Here is a 20179-nt window from a genome sequence, read left to right as displayed (position 1 = left end):
TGAGGACGAACGGGCGATCGGCAAAGTTCCTCAGTCTGCACGTTACCCGTACGGAGTCGGCCGGGTGCGTTGGGTGGCCGGACAGCCTGGGGCCTCCGGTCAGGCGTTCTTGATCTCGCAGATGGTCGCCCCGGAGGTGACGGTCTGGCCGACCGCGGCCGTCAGGCCGGTGATCGTGCCGGCCTTGTGCGCGGCCAGCGGCTGCTCCATCTTCATGGCCTCCAGCACGACGACGGTGTCGCCCTCGGCCACGGTGTCGCCGTCGCCGGCGACGACCTTGACGATGGTGCCCTGCATCGGGCTGACGAGCGCGTCGCCGCCGGCCGCCGCCTTCTTGGCGCCGCCCGCCCGCCGCTTGGCCGCCCTGCCCGGGGACGGCGCGCCCGCGGACCGGCCGGCCGTGCCCAGACCGGCGGGCAGGACCACCTCCAGGCGCTTGCCCCCGACCTCGACCGTCACGCTCTCGCGCGGCTCGGGCTCCTCGGCGGAGACGTCGCCCGCGTAGGGCTCGATGGTGTTGTCGAACTCGGTCTCGATCCACCGGGTGTGGACGGTGAACGGCTCGGAGACGAAGGCCGGGTCGGACACGACCGCGCGGTGGAACGGCAGCACGGTCGGCATGCCGTCGATCTCGAACTCGGCCAGCGCCCTGCGCGAGCGCTCCAGCGCCTCCTGGCGGGTGCGTCCGGTCACGATCAGCTTGGCCACCAGCGAGTCGAACGTGCCCGGCACGGTCATGCCCGTCTCGTAGCCGGAGTCGAGCCGCACTCCCGGGCCGGACGGCGGGCGCATGACGCTCAGCGTGCCCGGCGCGGGCAGGAAGCCGCGGCCCGCGTCCTCGGCGTTGATCCGGAACTCGATCGCGTGGCCGCGCAGCTCGGGGTCGCCGTAGCCGAGCGGTTCGCCGTCGGCGATGCGGAACATCTCGCGGACCAGGTCGACGCCCGCGACCTCCTCCGTGACGGGGTGCTCGACCTGCAGCCGGGTGTTGACCTCCAGGAAGGAGATCGTGCCGTCCTGGCCGACGAGGAACTCGCAGGTGCCGGCGCCGACGTAGCCTGCCTCGCGCAGGATCGCCTTGGAGCTGGAGTAGAGCGTCTCGAACTGGGCCTGCGACAGGAACGGCGCGGGCGCCTCCTCGACCAGCTTCTGGTGGCGGCGCTGGAGGGAGCAGTCGCGGGTGCTGACCACGACCACGTTGCCGTCGTGGTCGGCCAGGCACTGCGTCTCGACGTGGCGGGGACGGTCGAGGTAGCGCTCCACGAAGCACTCGCCGCGGCCGAAGGCGGCGACCGCCTCGCGTACCGCCGACTCGTACAGCTCGGGGACCTCTTCCAGGGTGCGGGCCACCTTGATGCCGCGCCCGCCGCCGCCGTACGCGGCCTTGATCGCGATGGGCAGCCCGTGCTCCTCGGCGAACGCGACCACCTCGTCGACGCCCGAAACGGGGTCGGTGGTGCCGGCGACCAGCGGCGCGCCGACCTTCTGCGCGATGTGCCTGGCCCGCACCTTGTCGCCGAGCGCGGCGATGGCGGCGGGTGGCGGGCCGATCCAGGTCAGGCCCGCGTCGAGGACGGCCTGCGCGAAGTCGGCGTTCTCGGCCAGGAAGCCGTAGCCGGGGTGCACCGCGTCGGCCCCCGACTGCTGGGCGATCTTCAGCAGCTTGGCGATGTCGAGGTAGGTCTCGGCGGGGGACTGCCCGCCCAGCGCGTACGCCTCGTCGGCGACTCTGGCGTGCAGCGAGTCGAGGTCTTGGTCGGCGTAGACGGCCACGCTGCCGATTCCGGCGTCCTTGCACGCGCGGGCGACCCGCACGGCGATCTCGCCTCGGTTGGCTATCAGAACCTTCTGCACCGACGTTGGTCCTTCCTCGACGGGCACCCAACGGATTTTAGGCGCCGGTTGCCGGCTTGTCGTCAGCGGCCCAGATAAGCGCCGCCGTTGACGTGCACCACCTGCCCTGTCAGGTGCCTCGCCCCCTGTGAGGCGAGGAAGAGCACGCTATCGGCCACGTCCGACGGAGTCCCGGGCCGCCCGTTGCGGGTGTTCTGGACGCGGGCCATGATGCCCTCGTCGGTCAGCCTGCCACGGAAGAACTCGGTGTCGACCACCAGGCCGGGCGCGACCACGTTCGCGGTGATGCCCCTCGGGCCGAGCTCGGCCGCCAGGTCGGCGGTCCACGACTCGACGGCCGCCTTGGACGCGCCGTACGAGCCGGAGCCCGTGCCGCGCGCGGCGATGGAGCCGATGGAGATGATCCTGCCGCCCTTGTTCATCCGCGGCAGCAGCGCGGTGGTGACGAGCACCGCCGACATCAGGTTCGCGTTGAGGTTGGCCCACCACGCCTCGGCCACGCCCGTCAGGTCGGCGGTGCCGGACGGTTGCTGCCTGCGGTCCAGGTTGGTGTTGGCGCCCGCGTTGTTGACCAGCACGTCCACCCGCTCCGGCAGCTTCCGCGCGGCCTCCTCGACGGCGTGCGGGCTGGACGCGTCGAAGGGCACGGCCGCGGCGCCGAGCCGCTCCGCGGCCTCCTTCAGCACGTGCTCGCGGCGGCCGGTGATCGTGACGTGGTCGCCGAGCGAGACGAACGCCGCGGCCACCGCGTAGCCGATGCCGGTTCCGCCGCCGGTGACCACTACCTCGCGCATGGACGGGACACTCCTTCGGCCGAACATTCCTCTGGTAGACCATAGCCGCTCGGCATAACGGCGGCGAGGCGTGGGATGCGCATCTATGGTGAGTGCGCTTTCCCATCGATCCTGGAGGTATGCATGGGCCAGAGCATGCTCGGTGGCGACCCGGGTGAAATGCAGCAAATGGCCGCCCAATTCAGGCAGCAGTCGGAAGCGGTGCGCTCCACGATGGCCGCGCTCGACCGCGAGGCGGGCAAGGTCGGCACCGCCTGGACAGGTCCGGGGGCGGAGAAGTTCCGCGACGCCTGGCAGAGCTACCGCGCGGCGTTCCAGCGCATGACGGAAGAGCTGAACGAGGCCGGTCGGGTCATCACCACGTACCAGACCAACATCGAGTCCGCGACGCGCTGATCCATCGGGAGAGCCCCGGCGTTCGCCGGGGCTTTTTCGCGAGCCCGCCAGGCTCGCCAGACCGGGGCAATATATGCTTCTCGGTCATGATCCAGCGGATCCTTCTGGCATGCGCGCTGGCCGCCGCGGGAGTCGCCGCCGCGCCGGCAGCCGCCTACGCCGAGCCCGTGCGGTGCAACCCCGAGAAGGGCTCGATGCAGGTCGGGGAGTCGTGGGCGCAGAAGCGGCTGAACGCGCGGAGCGTGTGGAAGCTGACAAGCGGCGAGGGGGTCACCGTCGCCGTCATCGACAGCGGCGTCGATCTCAAGCACCCGTCGCTGGCCGGAGCGGTCGTCAAGCAGGTGGATCTCACCCGCACCGGGCATCGCGACTGCGTGGGGCACGGCACCGCCACCGCCGGCATCATCGCCGGACGCTACCTCCAGGGCGTTCCCTTCTACGGGGTCGCGCCGAGGGCCCGGCTGATCTCGTACAAGCAGACCAACGAGCAGGAGGGCGAGGTCGGGAAGCTCGCCGACGCGATCGTCAAGGCGGCCGAGGCCGGCGTCGATGTGATCAACATCTCCGTCCAGGCCAGTAACCAGCCCGACCTGAAGCAGGCGGTCGACTACGCGCTCTCGCGCGACGTGGTGATCGTGGCCGCGGCCGGGAACGTCGAGAAGGGCGGCGTCACCGCGCCCGCCTATCCGGCCGCCTACGAGGGCGTGCTCTCGGTGGGCGCCGTCACCGAGGACGGCCGGCGCTCCGACTTCTCCAACACCGGATCCAGGGTCGGCGTCGTGGCGCCGGGCGAGAAGATCACCAGCTCGTGGACCGGCCGCTCCTTCCGCAGCGACCTTAAGGGGACGAGCTTCGCCGCGCCGTACGTGGCGGGCGTCGCCGCGCTGGTGCGCTCCCGGTATCCGCGCCTGAACGAGGAGCAGGTGCGGCGGCGGATCGAGAACACCGCCGACGGCGCGCTCGGCGACGGCACGGGGGCCGGGATGGTGAACCCGCTGCTCGCGATCACCGCGGTCCTCCCGACGGATCAGGTGGTGGTGGCCGGGCCGCCGCCCGCCCCGCTGTCGGCAGGGCTCGTGGCCAAGGCGCCGCCGGTCGACCAGCGCGCGATCAACGTCGGCATGGCCGTGGGAGCGGGCGCGCTGGCAGGCATGGGAGCTCTCGTCGTCGGCCGCATGGTGGTGCCGATGGGCAGGCGGAGGGGTTGGCGGGCGGGCCGCCGCACCTGATGGCATCGATCGGATGAACAACGATCATTAGGGTCCGAAACCCCTGATGCTGCTGTGACAAATTTGGTTCAATGTACCGCGAATCATGATTTGTCATTGGAAGGGCTCTCATGGACTCCTTGCTTCCGGGTGATCCCGACCAGGTAGGCGACTACGCCATCATCGGACGGCTGGGCGAAGGGCCCCGTGGGGTCGTCTATCTGGGGCGTGACAGCGACGACGGGACGCCGAGGGCGATCAAACTGCTGCCCGGCACGCCGGACGAAGCCGAGGCCGTCCATCGGCTCAAGGCCGCCCAGCGGGTGTCGAGCTCCTACATCGCGCGGGTCCTCGACACGGGCGCGTGGGAGGGACGGCCGTACGTCGTCAGGGAGCACGTCGAGGGGCGCAGCCTCGCCGAACTCGTCGAGGCCGAGGGCCCGCTGTCCGCGGACGCGCTGGAGCGCGTCGCGGTGGGCGTGCTGACCGCGCTGACCCCCATCCACCTGGCGGGTCTGGTGCACGGCGGCCTCAGCCCGAACAACGTGATCATGGGCGCGGACGGCCCCCGGGTCACGGACGTCGCGGTTGGCGAGCCGATGGGCGAGGTCGGATACCGCTCGCCCGAGCAGCTGAACGGCGAGTCCTTCGGGGCCTACTCGGACGTCTTCTCGTGGGCGTCCGTCGTGACGTTCGCCGCCACCGGCCGGCCGCCCTTCGGCCAGGACGCGGAGGCCGTCATGAAGGCGGCGCCGGACCTGGGTGAGCTGGCGGAGCCGCTGCGGCGGGTCGTGCTCTCCTGCCTGGCCAAGCTGGTCGCGCAGCGGCCGACGACGTACACCGCGCTGCTGCAGCTGATGGGCGACAAGAGCTCCGGCCTGCCGGTCGCCGGTCCCGTCCCGGACCCGGGGCAGCTCGCCGTGCCCGTGCAGGCTCCGCTCGGCGACGAGACGTTGCTGCTCGCGCCGCGTGACGAGGCGCCCCTGCAGGGGCAGGTGCATCTGCAGGGACTGGCCGTGCCGCCCCCGCCCGTGGTGGTGCCCGAGCCGGCCGCCGCCGCGCCGACCTGGGGGCCGCCGCCCGTGCCGGGGCCGCAGGAGCCGCAGCAGTCCTGGTCGCCGCCCGGGCCGATGCAGGCCGCCACGAGCATCCCGCCGCGCAGGTCGTTCCCCATCGGGCTGGTCGCGGCTTCCGCGGCGGTCGTCCTGGTCTCGGCTCTCGGCCTGTGGGGAGCGAGCCGGTACGCGTCGACGCAGACCACCCTGCAGCCGGCGGCGGCAGCGGCGGACAAGACGCTGTCCCCTTCCACGGCGGCGAGCGCGCAGGACGCTCCCACCTCCGTCGACGTGCAGCAACAGCAGCAGCAGCCGGCGCCCACGGCTCAGGCGGAGGTGACGGTGCCCTGGGCTGACACGCCCGCGCCGCAGGCCACCGGCGTGCTGCCGTTCGAGCTGCCCAGGGACGAGCCGACCACGGCGCCGGTTCCGGAGCTGAGCACGGTTCCGACGCAGGTGCCCACGCAGCCCCAGCCCCTGGCGACGCAGCCGATCGCGCAGCCGACGGTGACGATCACGGCGCAACCGACGCAGAAGCCGACCGAGTCGGCCAAGGAGGCGGAGCCCACCCCGACGAGGACGCGGCACAGGCCCACCCCGACGCCGACGCCGACGGAGGACCAGAAGCCGACCGAGGAGCCGACCCCGACGGAGAAGCCGACCGAGAGGCCGACGGAGAGGCCGACCGAGAGGCCTACGGAGAGGCCGACTGAGAGGCCGACGACGGAGGCGCCGAGGCCGACTCCGACCAGGAAGCCGACGACGGAGGCGCCGAAGCCGACTCCCACCCAGAAGCCGACGACCGAGGCCCCGAAGCCGACTCCCACCGAGAAGCCGACGACCCAGGCGCCGAAGCCGTCCCCGACGCAGACGAGGAACCCGTACACGGCGACCCAGGTCTGCGGCAGCGGCTTCTCCGTCCAGCGGTCCAGCTCGTTCAACGGAGGCGTCACCTACCAGCTGTACAACAGCGGCTCGGGCGTGAACTGCGTGGTGACGATCAAGACCACGGACATCGGCAAGTCCACCCCGGTCAGCGCCACCCTGGAGGTGCAGGGCGGCGGTAGCCAGACCGACAGCGGCAACTTCGAGTACTACGCCGGGCCGGTGAGGCTCCCGGCCAAGGGCAAGTGCGTGAAGTACGCGGGCAGCGCCGGCTCGGGCAGCACCAGCGAAGGCTGGGGGAACTGCGGGTGACAGCCCGTCCGGGAAACCTGGACGGATAGGGAGAGGACGTGCTCCGCGCGGGCGGGGCACGTCCTCTCGTCGTGTCAGTAGGGGCGGTAGCCGCCGCCGCTCTCCAGCGACGAAATGCCCGGATGGTTCGCTAGGTTGCCGTAGCGGCTGTAGGTGTAGAGCACGCCCGCGATGATGTTGTCGACCGGCTCCAGGATCTGCTTGTGGCCGGGCAGGCTGTTCGCGTCGAACGTGGGCGGGATCGTCTGCATGAGGCCCTGCGACGGGACACCGTTCTGCGCGTTGATGTCCCAGTTGTTGATCGCGCTAGGGTTGCCGCCCGACTCGTGGTAGATGATGGTCCAGATCCGCTCGATGTCCTTGGGGTCGTTCGGATCCAGGTCGCTCACGTCGATGCCGCGCTTGCGCATGATCGCGGCCATCTCCGGCGACTTGATGACGTCGATCGCCTCTTTGATCCACTTGACGACCTCGGACTTCGGCTGCGGCGTGGTGCCGCCCGAGGACGTGCCCGTGTAGCCGTAACTGCCGGTGCTGTTCGACCCGCTCGTGCCGCCCCCGCCCCCGCCGCCCCCGCCACCACCGCCGCCTCCGGCGAGCTGGGTGCGCTCGAGCTCGGCCGGGGAGACCGCGACCCACTCCACCTTGTGCCCGGGGGCGGGGACGAAGTCCTGGTCACCGGCGGGCGGGATGTCGGAGAAGAGCACCTTCTCCTCGCCGAAGCGCTTGTTGATGCTCGACAGCGACGTGGACATCACGCTCTCGACCGCGTCCACGGCGGGCTGCGCGTCCGTCGCGGCCGCGCTGACCTTGCCGGAGATGGCCTTGTCGAGATCGTCCTGGGTGGCGTCGGGGTCGTTCTTGTGCGCCGTGCGCACGGCCGCGACCTGCTGCAGCAGGTTGTCGCCGATCCTGTTGACGTCCGTCTTGGCCTTGACCAGGGCGTCCGCGACGTCGTTCAGCTTGCCGGCGCAGTCCACCAGCGCGTCGTTCATCCCCTGGCCGGCCTTGCCGTACTTGCCCATGTAGGTGACGAAGGCGTCGGCGGAGTCGCCCTTCCAGTGGTCGTCCACCCTCTTGACCGCGCCCGCCAGGACGTTCATGTTGCCCACGGCGTCGTATCCGGCGAGGTTCCAGCGGGAGGCGATGCGCCTGATCTCCTCCGGGTCGCCGTCGACCTTGTCCATGACCGCGGTGAACTTGTCGCCGTTGGTGAGGGCGGCGATCTGCTCACGCAGGCTCACTTCTCGTCCTTCCCGGTGGAAGCCTTGTCGGCCGTGCGGATGTTCCGCCGGACCTGGTCGAGGGCGCGTTCCACGCCGTCGAGGCGGTGCTTGGCCGCGTCCAGTTCGTCGGACACCTTCTGTTCCACGGTGTCCACGGCGGAGGCCAGCCCTTCGGAGTCGGCGAGCTTGCCGAAGACCTTGGAGGCGGGCTTCTTCCCGGGGAACGCGGCGCCGAACTCGCCCGGCGTCTTGTCCATGGGCTTGCCGTCCTTGAGCTTGACGATGTCGGTGGCTCGACCGTTCACCGAGTCCTGTAGCTGCTCGAGTGCTTTCTGGCTCAGATCGACGCCTGCCACAGAGTCGTCCTTTCTGGCGGTCCGTGCGCATTGTCGGGAAAGACGGTAATGATGTTACTTGTGACACCTGGTGGGATTGAAGATTATGAGAACAGAGTGACCCATTCGAGCCTCGAACGCGCGGCGTCCGAGCACTCCGAGGCGGCCCGCGCCGTGGCCGGGGAGGCGACCTTCCTCCGGGAGGACCTCGCCGCGCTTGGCGACCGGTGGGGCGGCGGCGAGGTAGGTGCCACGATCGGTGCCCTCGACAAGGCCGTGCTGCGCATGCTGTACGACAGGTGCGCCGACCTGGCCGAGTGGCACCAGGGCGACGCGGACCGCGTCACGACCATGTCGGCGACCCACCGGGGGGCCGAGCTCGACACCGTGGCGACCATCGAACAGACCGCGGCGGACGCCTGAGACGCTCCTCAGGCGTCGCCTCCCTACTCGTTCCCCGGCTCACCGCCCTGCTTGCCGGGCGGCTTACCGGGCTGGCTGCGCCGCTTTGCGGCCGCCTGCTCCCAGGCCTTGACCGCTCTCGCCTGTTCCGCCGCTTCCTCCGCGGGGTCCGTTGCCGGCTTGCCGAGGTGCGGCTGCGCCGTCCTGGACGGCGCGGCCGTCCCCTTCGGCAGGTGCGGCCTGGCGAGCCGGGCCGCCCGCCGCCTGGCCAGGAGCGCCCCGGCCCGCTCGAACAGCCAGCGGCAGATGGCGGACAGCAACCGGTACGTCGTACGCAACAGGACCCGGATGAGCGCCCCGATGCCCTTGATGGTCGCCTCGGCGATGACCTTCCCGGCCGCGCCGAAGAACCCCGCCGCCCACAGCCTGCGGATCAGGATGACGGCGGCCGCGGCGAGAGAGAGCTTGAGGGCGGCCATCAGGAAGCTCCCTGAGGCCTGACCGGTCGCGGTCGCCAGCGCGGCCCTGACGATCTCCCTGGTCTGTGCCGGAGCCCCGTCCTCGCCCGCCGTGCTCGTGCGCATCGCGGTGATGGCGCCGCCGGAGTTGCCGGCCCTCAGCTGCTCGCCCGCGGCGGTCGCCTTGGCGCTCTGCCAGTTCACCGAGTCGGTGAAGCCGATCAGCCGCCGGCAGGCGCCCAGCAGCGACTCGGGGGTGCAGTCGGGCGCGGAGTTGCCCGTCAGCGCCAGGGCCAGCTGGACCCCGCCGGGTAGCTCAAGACTCACGATGGAACTCCGAGGTCGGGTATACGTGATCTTACGGACGATCTCCGCGCCGCCACCAGTGATCTCAGGCCGGCTCCGCAGGCGGATCGGCGGGCGGATCCGCAGGCGGCTCGGCAGGCGGGAGGAAGGCGGTCTGGGTCAGACGGGAGCCGAACCGCCTCTCGACGTAGTAGCCACGGCCGGTCGGCAGCGGATGCGGACGGACGTTGCCGAAGAGGTAACCCTCGTCCTTGCTGCCGGAGAGGATCACCGCCGGACTGGCCAGGTCCTTCATCTTGGTGATGATCGGATCGAACATGGCTCGCCCGATGCCGCCCATCTGGCGGGCCACGATCAGGTGCAGGCCGATGTCACGTGCCTGGGGCATCAGGTCGGCCAGGGGCAGCAGCGGGTTCGTCGTGCCGGCGACCAGGTCGTAGTCGTCGACGATGATGTACAGGTCGGAGCCCTGCCACCAGCTGCGGGTCCTGAGCTGGTCCGGTGTGAGGTCGGCGGGGGGCAGCCGCTTGAGCAGCGCCCCGCGGGCGTTGTTGATCAGCTCGGCGGCGGCCGCGCTGGAGGCGGCGTAGCCGATCCGGTGCTCGGTGACCGCGGTGTCCAGCAGCGCGCGCCGGTAGTCGATGACGATGAGCATGGCCTCGCGCGGCGTCTGCCTGGCCACCAGCCCTTCGGAGATCACCCTGAGCAGGTTGGACTTGCCGCTCTCCGTGTCGCCCACGACGATGAAGTGCGGGTCGGCCTCGAAGTCGAGCAGCATGGGCGAGAGCGTGGCCTCGTCGATGCCGATCGGGATCCGCTTCGGGCCCGTCGCGTCCGGTCCTGGCAGCATCGCGGCGGGCAGCACCGCGGGCAGCAGTCGCACGCCCGGCGCGGCCTGGCCCTTCCAGGCCTCCCGCACCGCCTGCACCAGGGCACGCACTCCCACCGCCAGGTCCTCGGCGTTCTGCACCCCGTCGATCCTCGGCAGCGCCGCCAGGAAGTGCATGCCGTCCTTGGTGAGGCCGCGACCCGGCATGCCCTCCGGCACGGCCATCGCCGCCTTGCGGTTGATCTCCGACTCGTAGGAGTCGCCCAGTTTGAGCTCGATGCGCGTGCCGAACAGGTCACGGATGCCGGGCCGGAACTCGGACCACTTGTTGGTGGCGGCCACCACGTGGATGCCGTACCCCAGGCCGCGCGCGGCGAGGTCGGTGATCACGCCTTCCAGCGCCTCGTACTCCTGCCTGATGGTCAGCCAGCCGTCGACCACCAGGAAGATGTCGCCCCAGCCGTCGCCCTCGATCTGCCCCTCCGCGACCTGGCGCCGGTAGGAGGCGAACGAGTCGATGCCGAGCTCGCCGAACAGGCGCTCGCGGTCGCGCATGATGCTGGAGATCTCGGCGATGGTCCGGCGCACGCGGTCGGCGTCCAACCGGGTCGCCACGCCGCCGACGTGGGGGAGCCCGTCCAGGGTGCCGAGCGAGCCGCCGCCGAAGTCCAGGCAGTAGAACTGCACCTCACGCGGCGTGTGGGTGAGCGCCATGCTGGTGATCAGCGAACGGAGCATCGTGCTCTTGCCGCTCTGCGTGCCGCCGGCCATGCCGACATGCCCGGCGGCGCCCGACAGGTCCAGCCAGAACGGGTCGCGTCGCTGCTCGAAGGGCCGGTCGATGATGCCGACCACCGCGTGCATCTTGCCGCGACCCGCCCAGCCGGGCGTCGTCAGGCCGAGATCCGGCGTGACCGACAGCGGCGGCAGCAGGTGGGCGAGGGTGGGCGGCTCGGCCAGCGGCGGCAGCCAGATCCGGTGCGCGGCGGGGCCCGCACCCTCCAGCCGGCTCACGACGATGTCCAGCAGGCTGGTCTGCGGCCCCTTCTCCTCGGCGGGCACGACCTCCGCCTTCGGCTCCTCCACGACCGGGATCGGGGCGAAGGCCGGGGTGTACTCCACCACCTCGTGGATCGACGGGCCGCCGTCGGGGTCGGCCGCCTGGCGGGGGTCCGCCTGGTACGCGCCGGAGACGTAGGCGGCCTTGAACCGCGTCATGCCCGTGGTGTCGAACTTGAGGAAGCCGTTGCCCGGCGCGGACGGCAGCTCGTACGCGTCGGCGACACCCAGCACCACCCGCGACTCCATGGCCGAGAAGGTGCGCAGGCCGATCCGGTACGACAGGTGGGTGTCCAGGCCGCGCAGCCGTCCCTCTTCGAGGCGCTGCGAGGCCAGCAGCAGGTGGACGCCGAGCGAGCGGCCCAGGCGGCCGATCATCACGAACAGCTCGATGAACTCGGGCTTGGCCGTCAGCAGCTCGCTGAACTCGTCGATGATGACGAACAGGGTGGGCATCGGCGCCAGGTTGGCGCCCTGCTCGCGGGCGCGCTCGTAGTCACGCAGCGAGGCGTAGTTGCCCGCGGCGCGCAGCAGCTCCTGACGGCGCACCATCTCGCCGTGCAGGGCGTCGTGCATGCGGTCGACCAGCGGCAGCTCGTCCTCGAGGTTGGTGATGACGGCGGAGACGTGCGAGAGCGTGTCCAGCCCGAGGAAGGTGGCGCCACCCTTGAAGTCGACCAGGACGAAGTTGAGGATCTCCGACGAGTGGGTGATCGCCAGGCCGAGCACCAGGGTGCGCAGCAGCTCGCTCTTGCCGGACCCGGTCGCGCCGATGACCAGCCCGTGCGGGCCCATGCCGCCCTGTGCCGACTCCTTGATGTCGAGGTCGACCATCCGGCCGTCGGCGCCGAGCCCGATCGGCACCCGCAGCTTGTTACGTCCCGCCCTGGCACGCCAGGTCTGGGTGGGATCGAGCCGGGTCGGGTCGCCTACGTTGAGCAGGTCGGTCAGCGTGGTGTTGGCTGACAGGACGTCCTGCACCTCGCCCCCGCCCGTGCCGCTCGACAGCCGCAGCGGGGCGAGCTGCCTGGCCAGCCCCTCCGCGCGCAGGTAGTCGAGCTGGTCGGGGTCGCCCAGCCGGGTCTGGCTCTGCTTGCCGGCGTGGTCGATCTTGACCATGTGGAAGCCGTCGGGCTGGATGTCGAGCCTGAGCGTGCTCTTCTCGTCGACGGGGCCCGAGGCGTCGGACAGGTCGATCACCGTGACGCCCTGGATGGCGTCGATTCCCAGCTGCGAGTCGTGCGGCACGTGCCCGCCGTCGATGATCAGGATGTGGTACGGCAGGGAGTCGGAGGGGGAACCGGGCTTGAACCGCGCCCGCTCCTTGAGCTCGCTCCCGAGCAGCCTGTCGAGGTCGGCCAGGTTGTCGCACATGAGCCGCACGGGGCCGGCGGCGTCCACCTCGTCCGGGTGCAGGGCGTGGGGCAGCCACTTGACCCAGTCCCAGTGGGGCATCCACTCGTCGTCGGCGCACACCATGATCCGCATGTCGTCGGGGGCGTGGAAGACGGTCACCTGGGCGATCATCGCCCGGACGAGGTCGCGCATCGCCGTGGGGTCGCCGGTCAGCTTGATGCGGGCGAATGAGCCGAGGGCCACGGCCACGGGAAGCTCGGAGACGGTCGAGTGCGCGCGCACGAACCTGCGCAGCGCCCCCGCCGACAGCGCGTCGAGGTCCTCGACCGGCTTGGAGTCGGGCGGGACGAGCTGGATGGCCAGCTTCTGCACGCCGGTGCCGAGCCGCACCGTGCTGAAGTCCTCGTCGCGCGGCCGGCGCTCCCACAACCGGGGGCTCATCGCGACCCACCACAGCGACTCGGGTGAGGGGCCGCCCCATTCGAGCGCCTCGCGCTGCTGCTTGGCGGCCCTGCGCGACCTCTTCCTGGCCTGCGCGAGATACCGGAAGTAGTCACGGCGCAGGCCGTTCAGCCGGTGCTTGCGCTCGCCCGACTGGCGCCCCATCTGGCCGATGGTCACGCCGACCATCGAGAAGGCGAACAGCCCGCTCGCCACGTACATGAGGGGGTTGCCGCCACCGTTCGAGGTGAACATCAGCGCCATGGCCGCGCCGCCCGCCACCATCGGCAGGTACGTCAGGACCATCATGAAACCCTGCCCCTGGACCTCGGGGATCTCCGGCGGCGACTCCAGCAGGATCTCGCCGCGGGGCGGCTTGGGACTGGGCCGGCGCTCGGGGCGCCGCACGATGACGATGCTCACCCTGGAACTGCCTCCTGTGATGTTGAAAGACTTTCTTACCAGAAGCGCATGAACTGCTGCCTGCCCGATATGTTCTTCCTGTCGCGCAGCAGATGGGACAAGGGGGACGGCAGTGAGGTCGCTGGCTCAAGGGACCCATGGGCCCATACCGCAGGGCGCCCTGCCTCAGTCAGCCGCTCCGCTGCCCCCGTTGTGCCACGTCACGATCGTGGCGCCGCGCAAGCGGATGGACCTGGCGCTGCCTGTCGACATCCCGATGCCGCACGTCCTGCCGAGCGTGCTGCGCGCCGTGGGCGAGGTCGGCGGCGAGTCCGCCGCGGGGCCGGGCTGGGTGCTCCAGAGGCTCGGTGGCGCGCCGTTCGACCTCGGGCAGAGCCTGGCGGCGCTGGGCGTGCTAGACGGCGAGGTGCTCTACCTCAGGCCGCGCGAGGCCGCGCTGCCGCCCGCGCTCTACGACGACGTCGCGGACGTGGTCGCCACCGGGGTCAAGGAGCGCGCCGGCACCTGGGGCGAGCGCAACACCCGCCAGCTGGGCCTGGGCGCCGCCTGCGCGCTGCTCTGCGCGGGCCCGCTGGCGCTGCTGCTGGCGGGACCGCCCTGGATGGTGACCGCCATCGTCGCGGGCGCTCTCGCGCTCCTGCTGATCATCACCGGGGCCGTCATGTCCAGGGCCGTGGGCGACTCCTCGGCGGGCGTCCCCGTCGGCTACGCGGCCCTGCCGTACGCCTTCCTGGCGGGCCTGCTCGCGCCCGCCGGTGACGGCAGCGTGTTCTCCCTGGGCGCGCCCAGTGTGCTGGCCGCGCTGGCCTGCACCGCGCTGGCCGCCACGTTCGCGGGCATGCTCGTCGCCGACGGCGTGGTGGGCTTTCTCGGTACGGCCATCGCCTCCGTGGCGGGGGTGGCGGGCGCGGCCGTCGTCATGGTCTTCGCGCTGCCCGCCGCGGGAGTGGCGGCCGTCACCGCCACCATCCTGCTGGCCCTGAGCCCGCTGATCCCCACGCTCGCGTTCCGCATCGCGCGCGTGCCGATGCCCGCGATGCCCACCACCGCCGAGGAACTCCGCGTCGACAACCAACTGGTGGACGCCCCGGCGATCAAGGAACGCACGCTCCAGGCCAGGAACTACGTGACCGGCATGATCGCGGGGGTCGCGCTGGCCGTCGCCGTCACGCAGGTCTTCCTGGTGCTCGACGGCGGCTGGATCGCCAGGGTCATGAGCGTCACCCTGGCGCTGACGATCATCATGCGTGGCCGCGTGTTCAAGGGAGTGGGACAGCGGCTGTGGCTGATCCTCTCCGGGGTGGCGGGCCTGGTCATGCTGGCGATCTCGTTGAGCGCCGGGCGCGGCGGTGTGATGGCCGCCGTCCTGGTGATCGGGCTGCTGTGGGCGGGGCTGATCGCGATGGGGCTCGGCGTGTGGCTGCCGTCGGGCAAGCCGTCCCCGTTCTGGGGGCGTGCCGGGGACATCGTCGACCTGATGCTGATCGCCGCGCTGTTCCCGCTCGCGCTCGGCGTCCTCGAGGTCTACACCTGGGTGCGCGGGCTGTCCGGCTGAGCCGCTACCACTCCGAGCGGCGGGTCAGCCGGTCGATGGACGCCAGGCTGTTCTCGATCGACATGGTGAACGACTCCTGGATGTCGTTGACCTGCCGCTGCAGGGCGTCCAGGTCAAGGGGGAAGCGCGCGGCGTCGCTGCCGAGCGCGTTCGCCAGCATCTCCTCGCCCTGGCGCTGGGCGTCCGCCTGAGCGGCGCGCACGGCCGCGGTGACGTGGTCGGCCAGCTCCTCGCTGCCCATGCGCATGGCGCGCGGGTCGATGGTGATCCACTGAATCCCGCCGGCGTTGTCGACCAGGGCTCTGACCTGCTGGTCGGCGCTCTCGCCCGTACCCGTGATCGCTCCCAGTTCGTCGCTCATCTCGGTGAGGCGGCGGATCGACTGCTCGCTCTCCCTGGCCATGCGCTCGAGGTTCTCCGGGAGGAGGTCGTCGGGTCGGAAGTCGGTCATCGGAAGGCGTGTCCCTTCGGGGTCGATGGGCTCCGGCGGCTCGTACGGCCGCTGGCTGTCCACCGTGCAGCCAAGGAGATCTTGGTTAACGGAGGACGAACGGCCTTGGGCGATCTTGTGAAACAACCCGTAATACCCCTGATTACGGTCATTTGGTGTCTTAGGTTGAGTCGCGGCGTGGTGGCTGTTTGAGGGGGGACTATGAGCCGCGACAACCTCGCGTATTCGACGGGTATCGAGCATTCGGCCGAGCGGATCAAGAACGACCTGCGGCCCATCTTCACCGGCCTGCGCGACGCGATTCCCGACACCGACATCCCCGACCCGGGATTCGCGCCGGTGGGCAACCGCGTGCTCGCGCACACCTACCACGAGACCCAGTTGATGGCGCTGGAACTGCTGAACGAGGCCATCGAGGTCATCGACAGCTGGCAGGACCTGCTCAAACTGGCCGCCAAGAACTGGCGGGTGGCCGAGGACAAGGGCATCGTCAGGTACGAGGAACAGGGGTAGGCGTAAATGTCGGAGACGACCTACACGTTCACGCGGCTCGACACGGGGACGTCCGCGCCGGGAAGGGTGCTGCTGCCGAAGGCGCTACCGCCAGGGCCGGGCGGCCCGCCCGCCGGGCTGCGGATGATTCGGCTCCTGGGCCGCTATTCGATGTACCTCATCCCCGCGGGGCTGCTGGCCGCGACGGCCTGGGCGAACGAGAGGGGGATCGCCCAGGCCGCGACCAACTGGGGCGCGATGAACATGGTTCTCGACGACGGTCTGAAGGCCGTCATGCCCAACATCCAGAACTCGCTGCGGAAGAACTGGAAGGGGCTGGACCAGGAGGCCGCCGAAGGGGCGGTGGGGCGCTTCTCCGCGGAGGCGGCGAAGCTGCGCCACGTCTTCGCCGACATCGGCGGCGTGCTGGACGAGATCGGCGGCACCATCCGCAGGTTCTGGACGGAGATCATGTACCTCGGAGGAGCGCTCCTCGGAACGCTCATCGCCACTCTGATCGCCAAGAGGTTCCCGCAGCTGCGCATCTTCGCCACCCTGCAGGAGGCGAAGATCGGCAAGCTGGCCCTCAGCGGGACCGCGCTGATGGTGGGGCAGCTGAGCCTCATGCTCGCGTCCGCGGCCAAGACCATCTTCATGGAGATCAGGAAGATGCGTCAGCTCAAGGTCGTGGCCCCCAGCGGCAAGGTGGCGGTCGACTTCGACAAGGCCAGGTTCAAGACCAACGACCTGCCCTCGTTCCACAAGCCCGACCGGCCGGGCGAGCTCCCGGACGGCGGCGAGGAGTTCTTCAGGGACGCCTCACCGGTCGACCCGGGGAACGGCGGGTCCAAGGGCAGCGACAAGCCTGGCCAGAACGGGCCGACCCTGGAGAACGGGGGGCTCCGGCGCGTCCGTGGCGGCTCCAGCCTGTGGGAGATCGCGGAGCAGGCCTACGGCGACGGCAACCGCTGGCAGGACATCTACAAGGCCAACCGCGATCTCATCGGTCCCAACCCCGCCGTCCTCAGAGAGGGACTGGACCTCAAGATCCCGGAGTGATGTCTCCTGTGGCTCATGAGGTTGGTGCGCTGATTGCGGTAAAGCGTCTGGGGCGCTACGTTTCTGGACGTTTGTTCCTCCAGGATGGAGCGTCCGATGCAGGAGTTCGGGGACTTCGCGAACATCGATATTGACAAGCTTCTCAAGACCGCCGATGGGCAGTTCGCCCAGATGGAGGAGCTGCAGAAGACCATGGCCGACCTCGTCGGCCGGGCCCAGGACGAAGACGGGCTGGTCGTGGTGGAGTACTCCGCTGAGGGGCTGCACGAGCTTGAGCTGCACCCCAAGGCGATGCGCCTGAGCTCCGGCGAGCTGGCCGAGATGATCAAAGAGGTCGTCCGGGAGGCCGCCGCTGACCTGCAGAAGCAGGTCAGCGAGGCGATGGGCGAGGTCTTCGGGGAAGAGGACAACCCGATGAAGTTCATCAACGACCCGGAAGCCGCGCTGGAGCAGGTCAGAAGCGCCGAGGCCTCCTACAACCGGACCTTCGAGGACGTCATGGGCGAACTCGACCGCATCCGCCGCCGCCTCGACCTCTGAGCCCGGTCACTTCTTCTGCTTGGGCGGCTCGTCGGCCCAGCCCATCTTCACCTGCTTGAAGTCGGGCTTGCCGCCCGCCGGATTCAGGACCTGGTCATTGAGAGTCTGCCGCTGCATCTCGTGCCAGCCGGCGCCGACGAGCAGGATGACGGCCGCCGCGGAGCCCAGGATGCGCTGTTTCTTCAGCACTTCGCCCACCGTGGCGAGCACCCTCGTCGCGACCCCCTGCGCCGCCAGTTGGGCCGAGGCGGCTCCCAGCGGTCCGGTAGTAGCGGTCACCACGAGGGCGGCGCGGGCCGCGGCGAACATGACCCCGGCCGCCGTCAGGCAGAAGTAGGCACAGCCGTGTGACGCCGTTGATGAGTGGTTCATGGTCTGGCAGGCGCCATGCGCGACGTCCTTGGCTTTGTCGACCTGTTCGATGAGGTCGGACACGGTCTGGTCGAAGGCGTCTCTGTCGTTGGCGTCCCACTCCTTCGGCGAGCCGGACTTCTTCGTGCTGCCCAGCGCCTTGGAGCACTCTTCCAGGTGCTTCGCGGCGCTCCCATAGTTGTCGGCGAGCCTCGACTGCCCTTCGGGGCTGTTCCACAGCGTGCCGATGCTGACGGGGATGGCCTTGGACGCCACCCCCGGGATCATGGCGGACGCGAAACCGGCGGTGGCGATCGCGCTGGGGAAGATCACCCAGGTGCTTACATCCATCAAGTCATCCCCGTGACGTGCTGTTGTCGTCCGCTTCCTGCCAGACGGCAGAGGTCTTCTTCAGTGCGTCGTTCATGCGGTTGAACAGGAGGCCGCCACCCTCGAAGTATCCGGCGGCAGCGCTCCTGATCTTTTCATGTCCCAGGCCCATGGGAAGGCCGGCGACGCCGAAGACGAGAGGGTTCGCGTGGTTCCCGTTGGCGGCATCGAAGGCCTTGCGCATGTGAGGCGAGGCCTTGTTGATGATGATGTAGGCGACGTTGTCTATGTCTTCTTTGTCTGACTTCTTGTCCTTTTTGTCCGAGCCGCCGTCGCCACCGGTACCGTCGCGGCCGTCCTTCCCCGAACCGTCCTTGCCCTTGTCGTCTTTGCCTGTGCCGTCTTTCCCCTTGCCGTCTTTGCCTGTGTCGTCCTTGCCCCCGCCGCCGCCCGGTCCGTCGCCGCCACCACCGCCGCCGGGGATGTCCGGCGATGGCGAGTCGGACCCGTCGGGCTTCTTCTCGTCGTCAGGCTTCTTGTCATCGTCGGGCTTTTTGCCGTCGTCGGGCTTTTCGGTTCCGGTGGGCGGTTTTTCGGTGCCGTCGCCCGGGGGAGTCGTCCCTGGATCCCCGGTCCCGGGCGTGCCCGTGCCGGGGTCGGAGGGGTCCTTCCCCGGGTCGTCGGTGCCCCCGGACCCACCGTGATCTCCGGGCGTGCCCTGGTCGTCCCCGGGCGTCCCGGGCGTGGTCTCCCCGCCGTCGCCGGTGTTGCCGTCGTTTCCGTCCGGGTTCTGCGGGTCGTCGCCCGTGTTGCCGTCGGGGTTCTGCGGGTCGCTCGGGTCTGTCTGGCCGCCGTCGTCGTTGCCGTCGCCGGGCTGGTCGGGCGACTGGTCCTGGGGATCGTTGGGTTGCCCGTCCGAGGGGTTCCCGTCCTGGTCCTGCGGGTCCGCGTCCAGGCGGTCGGACGCCTCCCACTGTGGATCGCCCGGCGCGGCCTCCGGGTCGACGAAGCCGGGCTCGCCGTCGTCCGAAGCGGCGTCGTTTGTTGAGGCGTCCGGTGCGGTGTCGTCCTTGTCGGGGGCCTTGTCGGGGGCGGGGTCCTTGTCGCCGGAAGGCTGGGAGACCTGCGCGTCGAGTTTCTGGCCGTCCGCCGTCACGACCTCTGACAGCTGGGTGGGCTCGTCCGGCTTCGAGTCGTCCTGGACGGCCTGTCGGTGCGTCTCGTGGGACTCCCGGGGCGCGGGGTTCTGCTGTCCTGAGGAGGCCGGCACGACGGTGAACTCGGTGGACGTCGTACTGGGCGCACCCGAAGGGGACGCGCTGACCTGCCCCCAGTTGAGCAAGCTCTCGACGTCCGGCTGCTGGTTCATCGGGATCCCCTCCGCCCCCTCGGTGATCAGAGACGCTAGACCAACCATGGGTGAACATGCCGGTAGAGGGCAAACCGCTACTTCTTGTTAACAGAGATTCCACAATCCCCGTAAGACCGTGATAGCGCATCCACCTGCGCATTTACCGGGATGCGATCTTGCCGTTATTGATCTGTTATCTGTGCATGTGTAAGTCGTGTTGCGTCTGATAGCTACCGTGTCCTTTGATGGGTTTTGTGCGAATCTTGCCCTCCGTCTGCCCGTGAGCCTGACGAGGGGGAAGCACAGGCTCAGCAATCGCAGGAGGAATCTCTGTGTCACTCTTTGGCGCCAGTCCAGCGCAGCTCCAGACCGCGGCCCGGTACGTAGAGACCGCCGCCCGGAACATCGAAGGCCTGCGGAAGGGGGTCGCCACCACCGTGCAGGAGCTCACCGCCTCCGGCGTGGCCTCCGGCTGGGAAGGCACTGCGGCCGGGAAGTACAAGCAGCACATGGACTCCTGGGACATGATCTGCAACAACATCATCAAGGACCTCGAGAAGATCTACGACAACCTGAACGTGGGTGCCGGGATCTACAGCGCGGCGGAGGCCGACTCGCACAACATCGGCCTCAGTGGTGTCGGTGCCAACACGAACCGGGTCGACGACCTCATCAACGTGAAGGCCTAGGCCGCAGCAAGCTAGCCGTACT

Annotated in this window: 18 protein-coding genes; 9 read left to right on the top strand and 9 right to left on the bottom strand. The window is 69.9% G+C overall.

Annotation, left to right across the window (positions count from 1 at the left end; translation table 11 throughout):
- Positions 1-99 precede the first annotated feature (99 nt).
- Positions 100-1854 carry an acetyl/propionyl/methylcrotonyl-CoA carboxylase subunit alpha gene (locus tag ABT294_RS05255; protein ID WP_350803686.1) on the bottom strand — a complete coding sequence of 585 codons (1755 nt, stop codon included), beginning with the start codon at positions 1852-1854 and terminating at the stop codon, positions 100-102.
- Positions 1855-1916: 62 nt separating this feature from the next.
- Positions 1917-2648: an SDR family NAD(P)-dependent oxidoreductase gene (locus tag ABT294_RS05250; RefSeq protein ID WP_350803684.1), complete on the bottom strand. Its 732-nt coding sequence runs from the start codon at positions 2646-2648 to the stop codon at positions 1917-1919.
- A gap of 123 nt (positions 2649-2771) precedes the next feature.
- On the opposite strand from ABT294_RS05250, the gene ABT294_RS05245 reads away from it, so the two are divergent.
- The 3 genes from ABT294_RS05245 (at position 2772) to ABT294_RS05235 (ending at position 6504) form a co-directional block, all read left to right on the top strand.
- Positions 2772-3044 (top strand): WXG100 family type VII secretion target, encoded by a 273-nt coding sequence (locus tag ABT294_RS05245; RefSeq protein WP_350803683.1) that lies wholly within the window; start codon positions 2772-2774, stop codon positions 3042-3044.
- Positions 3045-3130: 86 nt separating this feature from the next.
- Positions 3131-4273: a type VII secretion-associated serine protease mycosin gene (gene mycP / locus ABT294_RS05240; protein ID WP_350803681.1), complete on the top strand. Its 1143-nt coding sequence runs from the start codon at positions 3131-3133 to the stop codon at positions 4271-4273.
- 110 nt (positions 4274-4383) lie between these two features.
- The gene (locus ABT294_RS05235; RefSeq protein WP_350803679.1) at positions 4384-6504 is read left to right on the top strand and encodes a serine/threonine protein kinase; all 2121 of its coding nucleotides are present in this window, start codon (positions 4384-4386) and stop codon (positions 6502-6504) included.
- A 74-nt stretch (positions 6505-6578) separates the two neighbouring features.
- On the opposite strand, the gene ABT294_RS05230 is transcribed toward ABT294_RS05235, so the two are convergent.
- Both ABT294_RS05230 and ABT294_RS05225 read right to left on the bottom strand, forming a co-directional pair.
- A complete protein-coding gene (locus ABT294_RS05230) occupies positions 6579-7748 on the bottom strand; it encodes a transglycosylase SLT domain-containing protein (RefSeq protein ID WP_350803678.1) in 1170 nt (389 codons plus the stop codon).
- Entirely contained in the window at positions 7745-8086 is a 342-nt protein-coding gene (locus tag ABT294_RS05225; protein WP_350803676.1) for a hypothetical protein, read from the bottom strand. Before ABT294_RS05225 ends, ABT294_RS05230 begins: the two co-directional genes overlap by 4 nt.
- Before the next feature lie 96 nt (positions 8087-8182).
- On the opposite strand from ABT294_RS05225, the gene ABT294_RS05220 reads away from it, so the two are divergent.
- A complete protein-coding gene (locus tag ABT294_RS05220; RefSeq protein ID WP_350803675.1) occupies positions 8183-8488 on the top strand; it encodes a hypothetical protein in 306 nt (101 codons plus the stop codon).
- A gap of 23 nt (positions 8489-8511) precedes the next feature.
- Here the strand turns inward: ABT294_RS05220 and ABT294_RS05215 are convergent, their stop codons facing one another.
- Both ABT294_RS05215 and eccCa read right to left on the bottom strand, forming a co-directional pair.
- Positions 8512-9252 (bottom strand): hypothetical protein, encoded by a 741-nt coding sequence (locus ABT294_RS05215; protein ID WP_350803673.1) that lies wholly within the window; start codon positions 9250-9252, stop codon positions 8512-8514.
- 64 nt (positions 9253-9316) lie between these two features.
- The gene (gene eccCa, locus ABT294_RS05210) at positions 9317-13339 is read right to left on the bottom strand and encodes a type VII secretion protein EccCa (RefSeq protein WP_350803671.1); all 4023 of its coding nucleotides are present in this window, start codon (positions 13337-13339) and stop codon (positions 9317-9319) included.
- 190 nt (positions 13340-13529) lie between these two features.
- Between eccCa and eccD the strand changes: the two genes are divergently transcribed.
- Positions 13530-14894 (top strand): type VII secretion integral membrane protein EccD, encoded by a 1365-nt coding sequence (gene eccD, locus ABT294_RS05205; RefSeq protein WP_350803670.1) that lies wholly within the window; start codon positions 13530-13532, stop codon positions 14892-14894.
- Between the two features lie 4 nt (positions 14895-14898).
- Here the strand turns inward: eccD and ABT294_RS05200 are convergent, their stop codons facing one another.
- The gene (locus ABT294_RS05200) at positions 14899-15345 is read right to left on the bottom strand and encodes a YbaB/EbfC family nucleoid-associated protein (protein WP_350803669.1); all 447 of its coding nucleotides are present in this window, start codon (positions 15343-15345) and stop codon (positions 14899-14901) included.
- A gap of 201 nt (positions 15346-15546) precedes the next feature.
- On the opposite strand from ABT294_RS05200, the gene ABT294_RS05195 reads away from it, so the two are divergent.
- From ABT294_RS05195 to ABT294_RS05185, 3 genes are all read left to right on the top strand, one after another.
- Positions 15547-15858 carry a hypothetical protein gene (locus ABT294_RS05195; RefSeq protein ID WP_350803667.1) on the top strand — a complete coding sequence of 104 codons (312 nt, stop codon included), beginning with the start codon at positions 15547-15549 and terminating at the stop codon, positions 15856-15858.
- Positions 15859-15864: 6 nt separating this feature from the next.
- Positions 15865-16896, top strand: a complete 1032-nt coding sequence (locus ABT294_RS05190) for a hypothetical protein (RefSeq protein WP_350803666.1) — start codon at positions 15865-15867, stop codon at positions 16894-16896.
- Positions 16897-16992: 96 nt separating this feature from the next.
- Complete coding sequence (locus ABT294_RS05185) at positions 16993-17436, top strand: YbaB/EbfC family nucleoid-associated protein (protein WP_350803664.1); 444 nt, start codon at positions 16993-16995, stop codon at positions 17434-17436.
- 6 nt (positions 17437-17442) lie between these two features.
- Here ABT294_RS05185 and ABT294_RS05180 read toward each other — a convergent pair whose 3' ends face one another.
- Complete coding sequence (locus ABT294_RS05180; RefSeq protein WP_350803663.1) at positions 17443-18138, bottom strand: hypothetical protein; 696 nt, start codon at positions 18136-18138, stop codon at positions 17443-17445.
- Between the two features lie 4 nt (positions 18139-18142).
- Positions 18143-19387, bottom strand: a complete 1245-nt coding sequence (locus ABT294_RS05175) for a hypothetical protein (RefSeq protein WP_350803662.1) — start codon at positions 19385-19387, stop codon at positions 18143-18145.
- Positions 19388-19800: 413 nt separating this feature from the next.
- Between ABT294_RS05175 and ABT294_RS05170 the strand changes: the two genes are divergently transcribed.
- Positions 19801-20157: a WXG100 family type VII secretion target gene (locus ABT294_RS05170; protein ID WP_350803660.1), complete on the top strand. Its 357-nt coding sequence runs from the start codon at positions 19801-19803 to the stop codon at positions 20155-20157.
- Positions 20158-20179 lie beyond the last annotated feature (22 nt).

The organism is Nonomuraea sp. NPDC000554 (assembly GCF_040300065.1).
GTDB lineage: Bacteria > Actinomycetota > Actinomycetes > Streptosporangiales > Streptosporangiaceae > Nonomuraea.
Note: the sequence above shows the minus strand (reverse complement) of the source record. Positions and strands in the feature narration are given on the sequence as shown.

What these genes read in the sequence shown, in the direction of transcription:
- ABT294_RS05200 (WP_350803669.1), bottom strand. Translation starts at nt 15,345, where the DNA reads ATGACCGACTTCCGACCCGACGACCTCCTCCCGGAGAACCTCGAGCGC.
- ABT294_RS05180 (WP_350803663.1), bottom strand. Translation starts at nt 18,138, where the DNA reads ATGGATGTAAGCACCTGGGTGATCTTCCCCAGCGCGATCGCCACCGCC.
- mycP (WP_350803681.1), top strand. Translation starts at nt 3,131, where the DNA reads ATGATCCAGCGGATCCTTCTGGCATGCGCGCTGGCCGCCGCGGGAGTC.
- ABT294_RS05190 (WP_350803666.1), top strand. Translation starts at nt 15,865, where the DNA reads ATGTCGGAGACGACCTACACGTTCACGCGGCTCGACACGGGGACGTCC.
- ABT294_RS05195 (WP_350803667.1), top strand. Translation starts at nt 15,547, where the DNA reads ATGAGCCGCGACAACCTCGCGTATTCGACGGGTATCGAGCATTCGGCC.
- ABT294_RS05185 (WP_350803664.1), top strand. Translation starts at nt 16,993, where the DNA reads ATGCAGGAGTTCGGGGACTTCGCGAACATCGATATTGACAAGCTTCTC.
- ABT294_RS05235 (WP_350803679.1), top strand. Translation starts at nt 4,384, where the DNA reads ATGGACTCCTTGCTTCCGGGTGATCCCGACCAGGTAGGCGACTACGCC.
- ABT294_RS05250 (WP_350803684.1), bottom strand. Translation starts at nt 2,648, where the DNA reads ATGCGCGAGGTAGTGGTCACCGGCGGCGGAACCGGCATCGGCTACGCG.
- ABT294_RS05245 (WP_350803683.1), top strand. Translation starts at nt 2,772, where the DNA reads ATGGGCCAGAGCATGCTCGGTGGCGACCCGGGTGAAATGCAGCAAATG.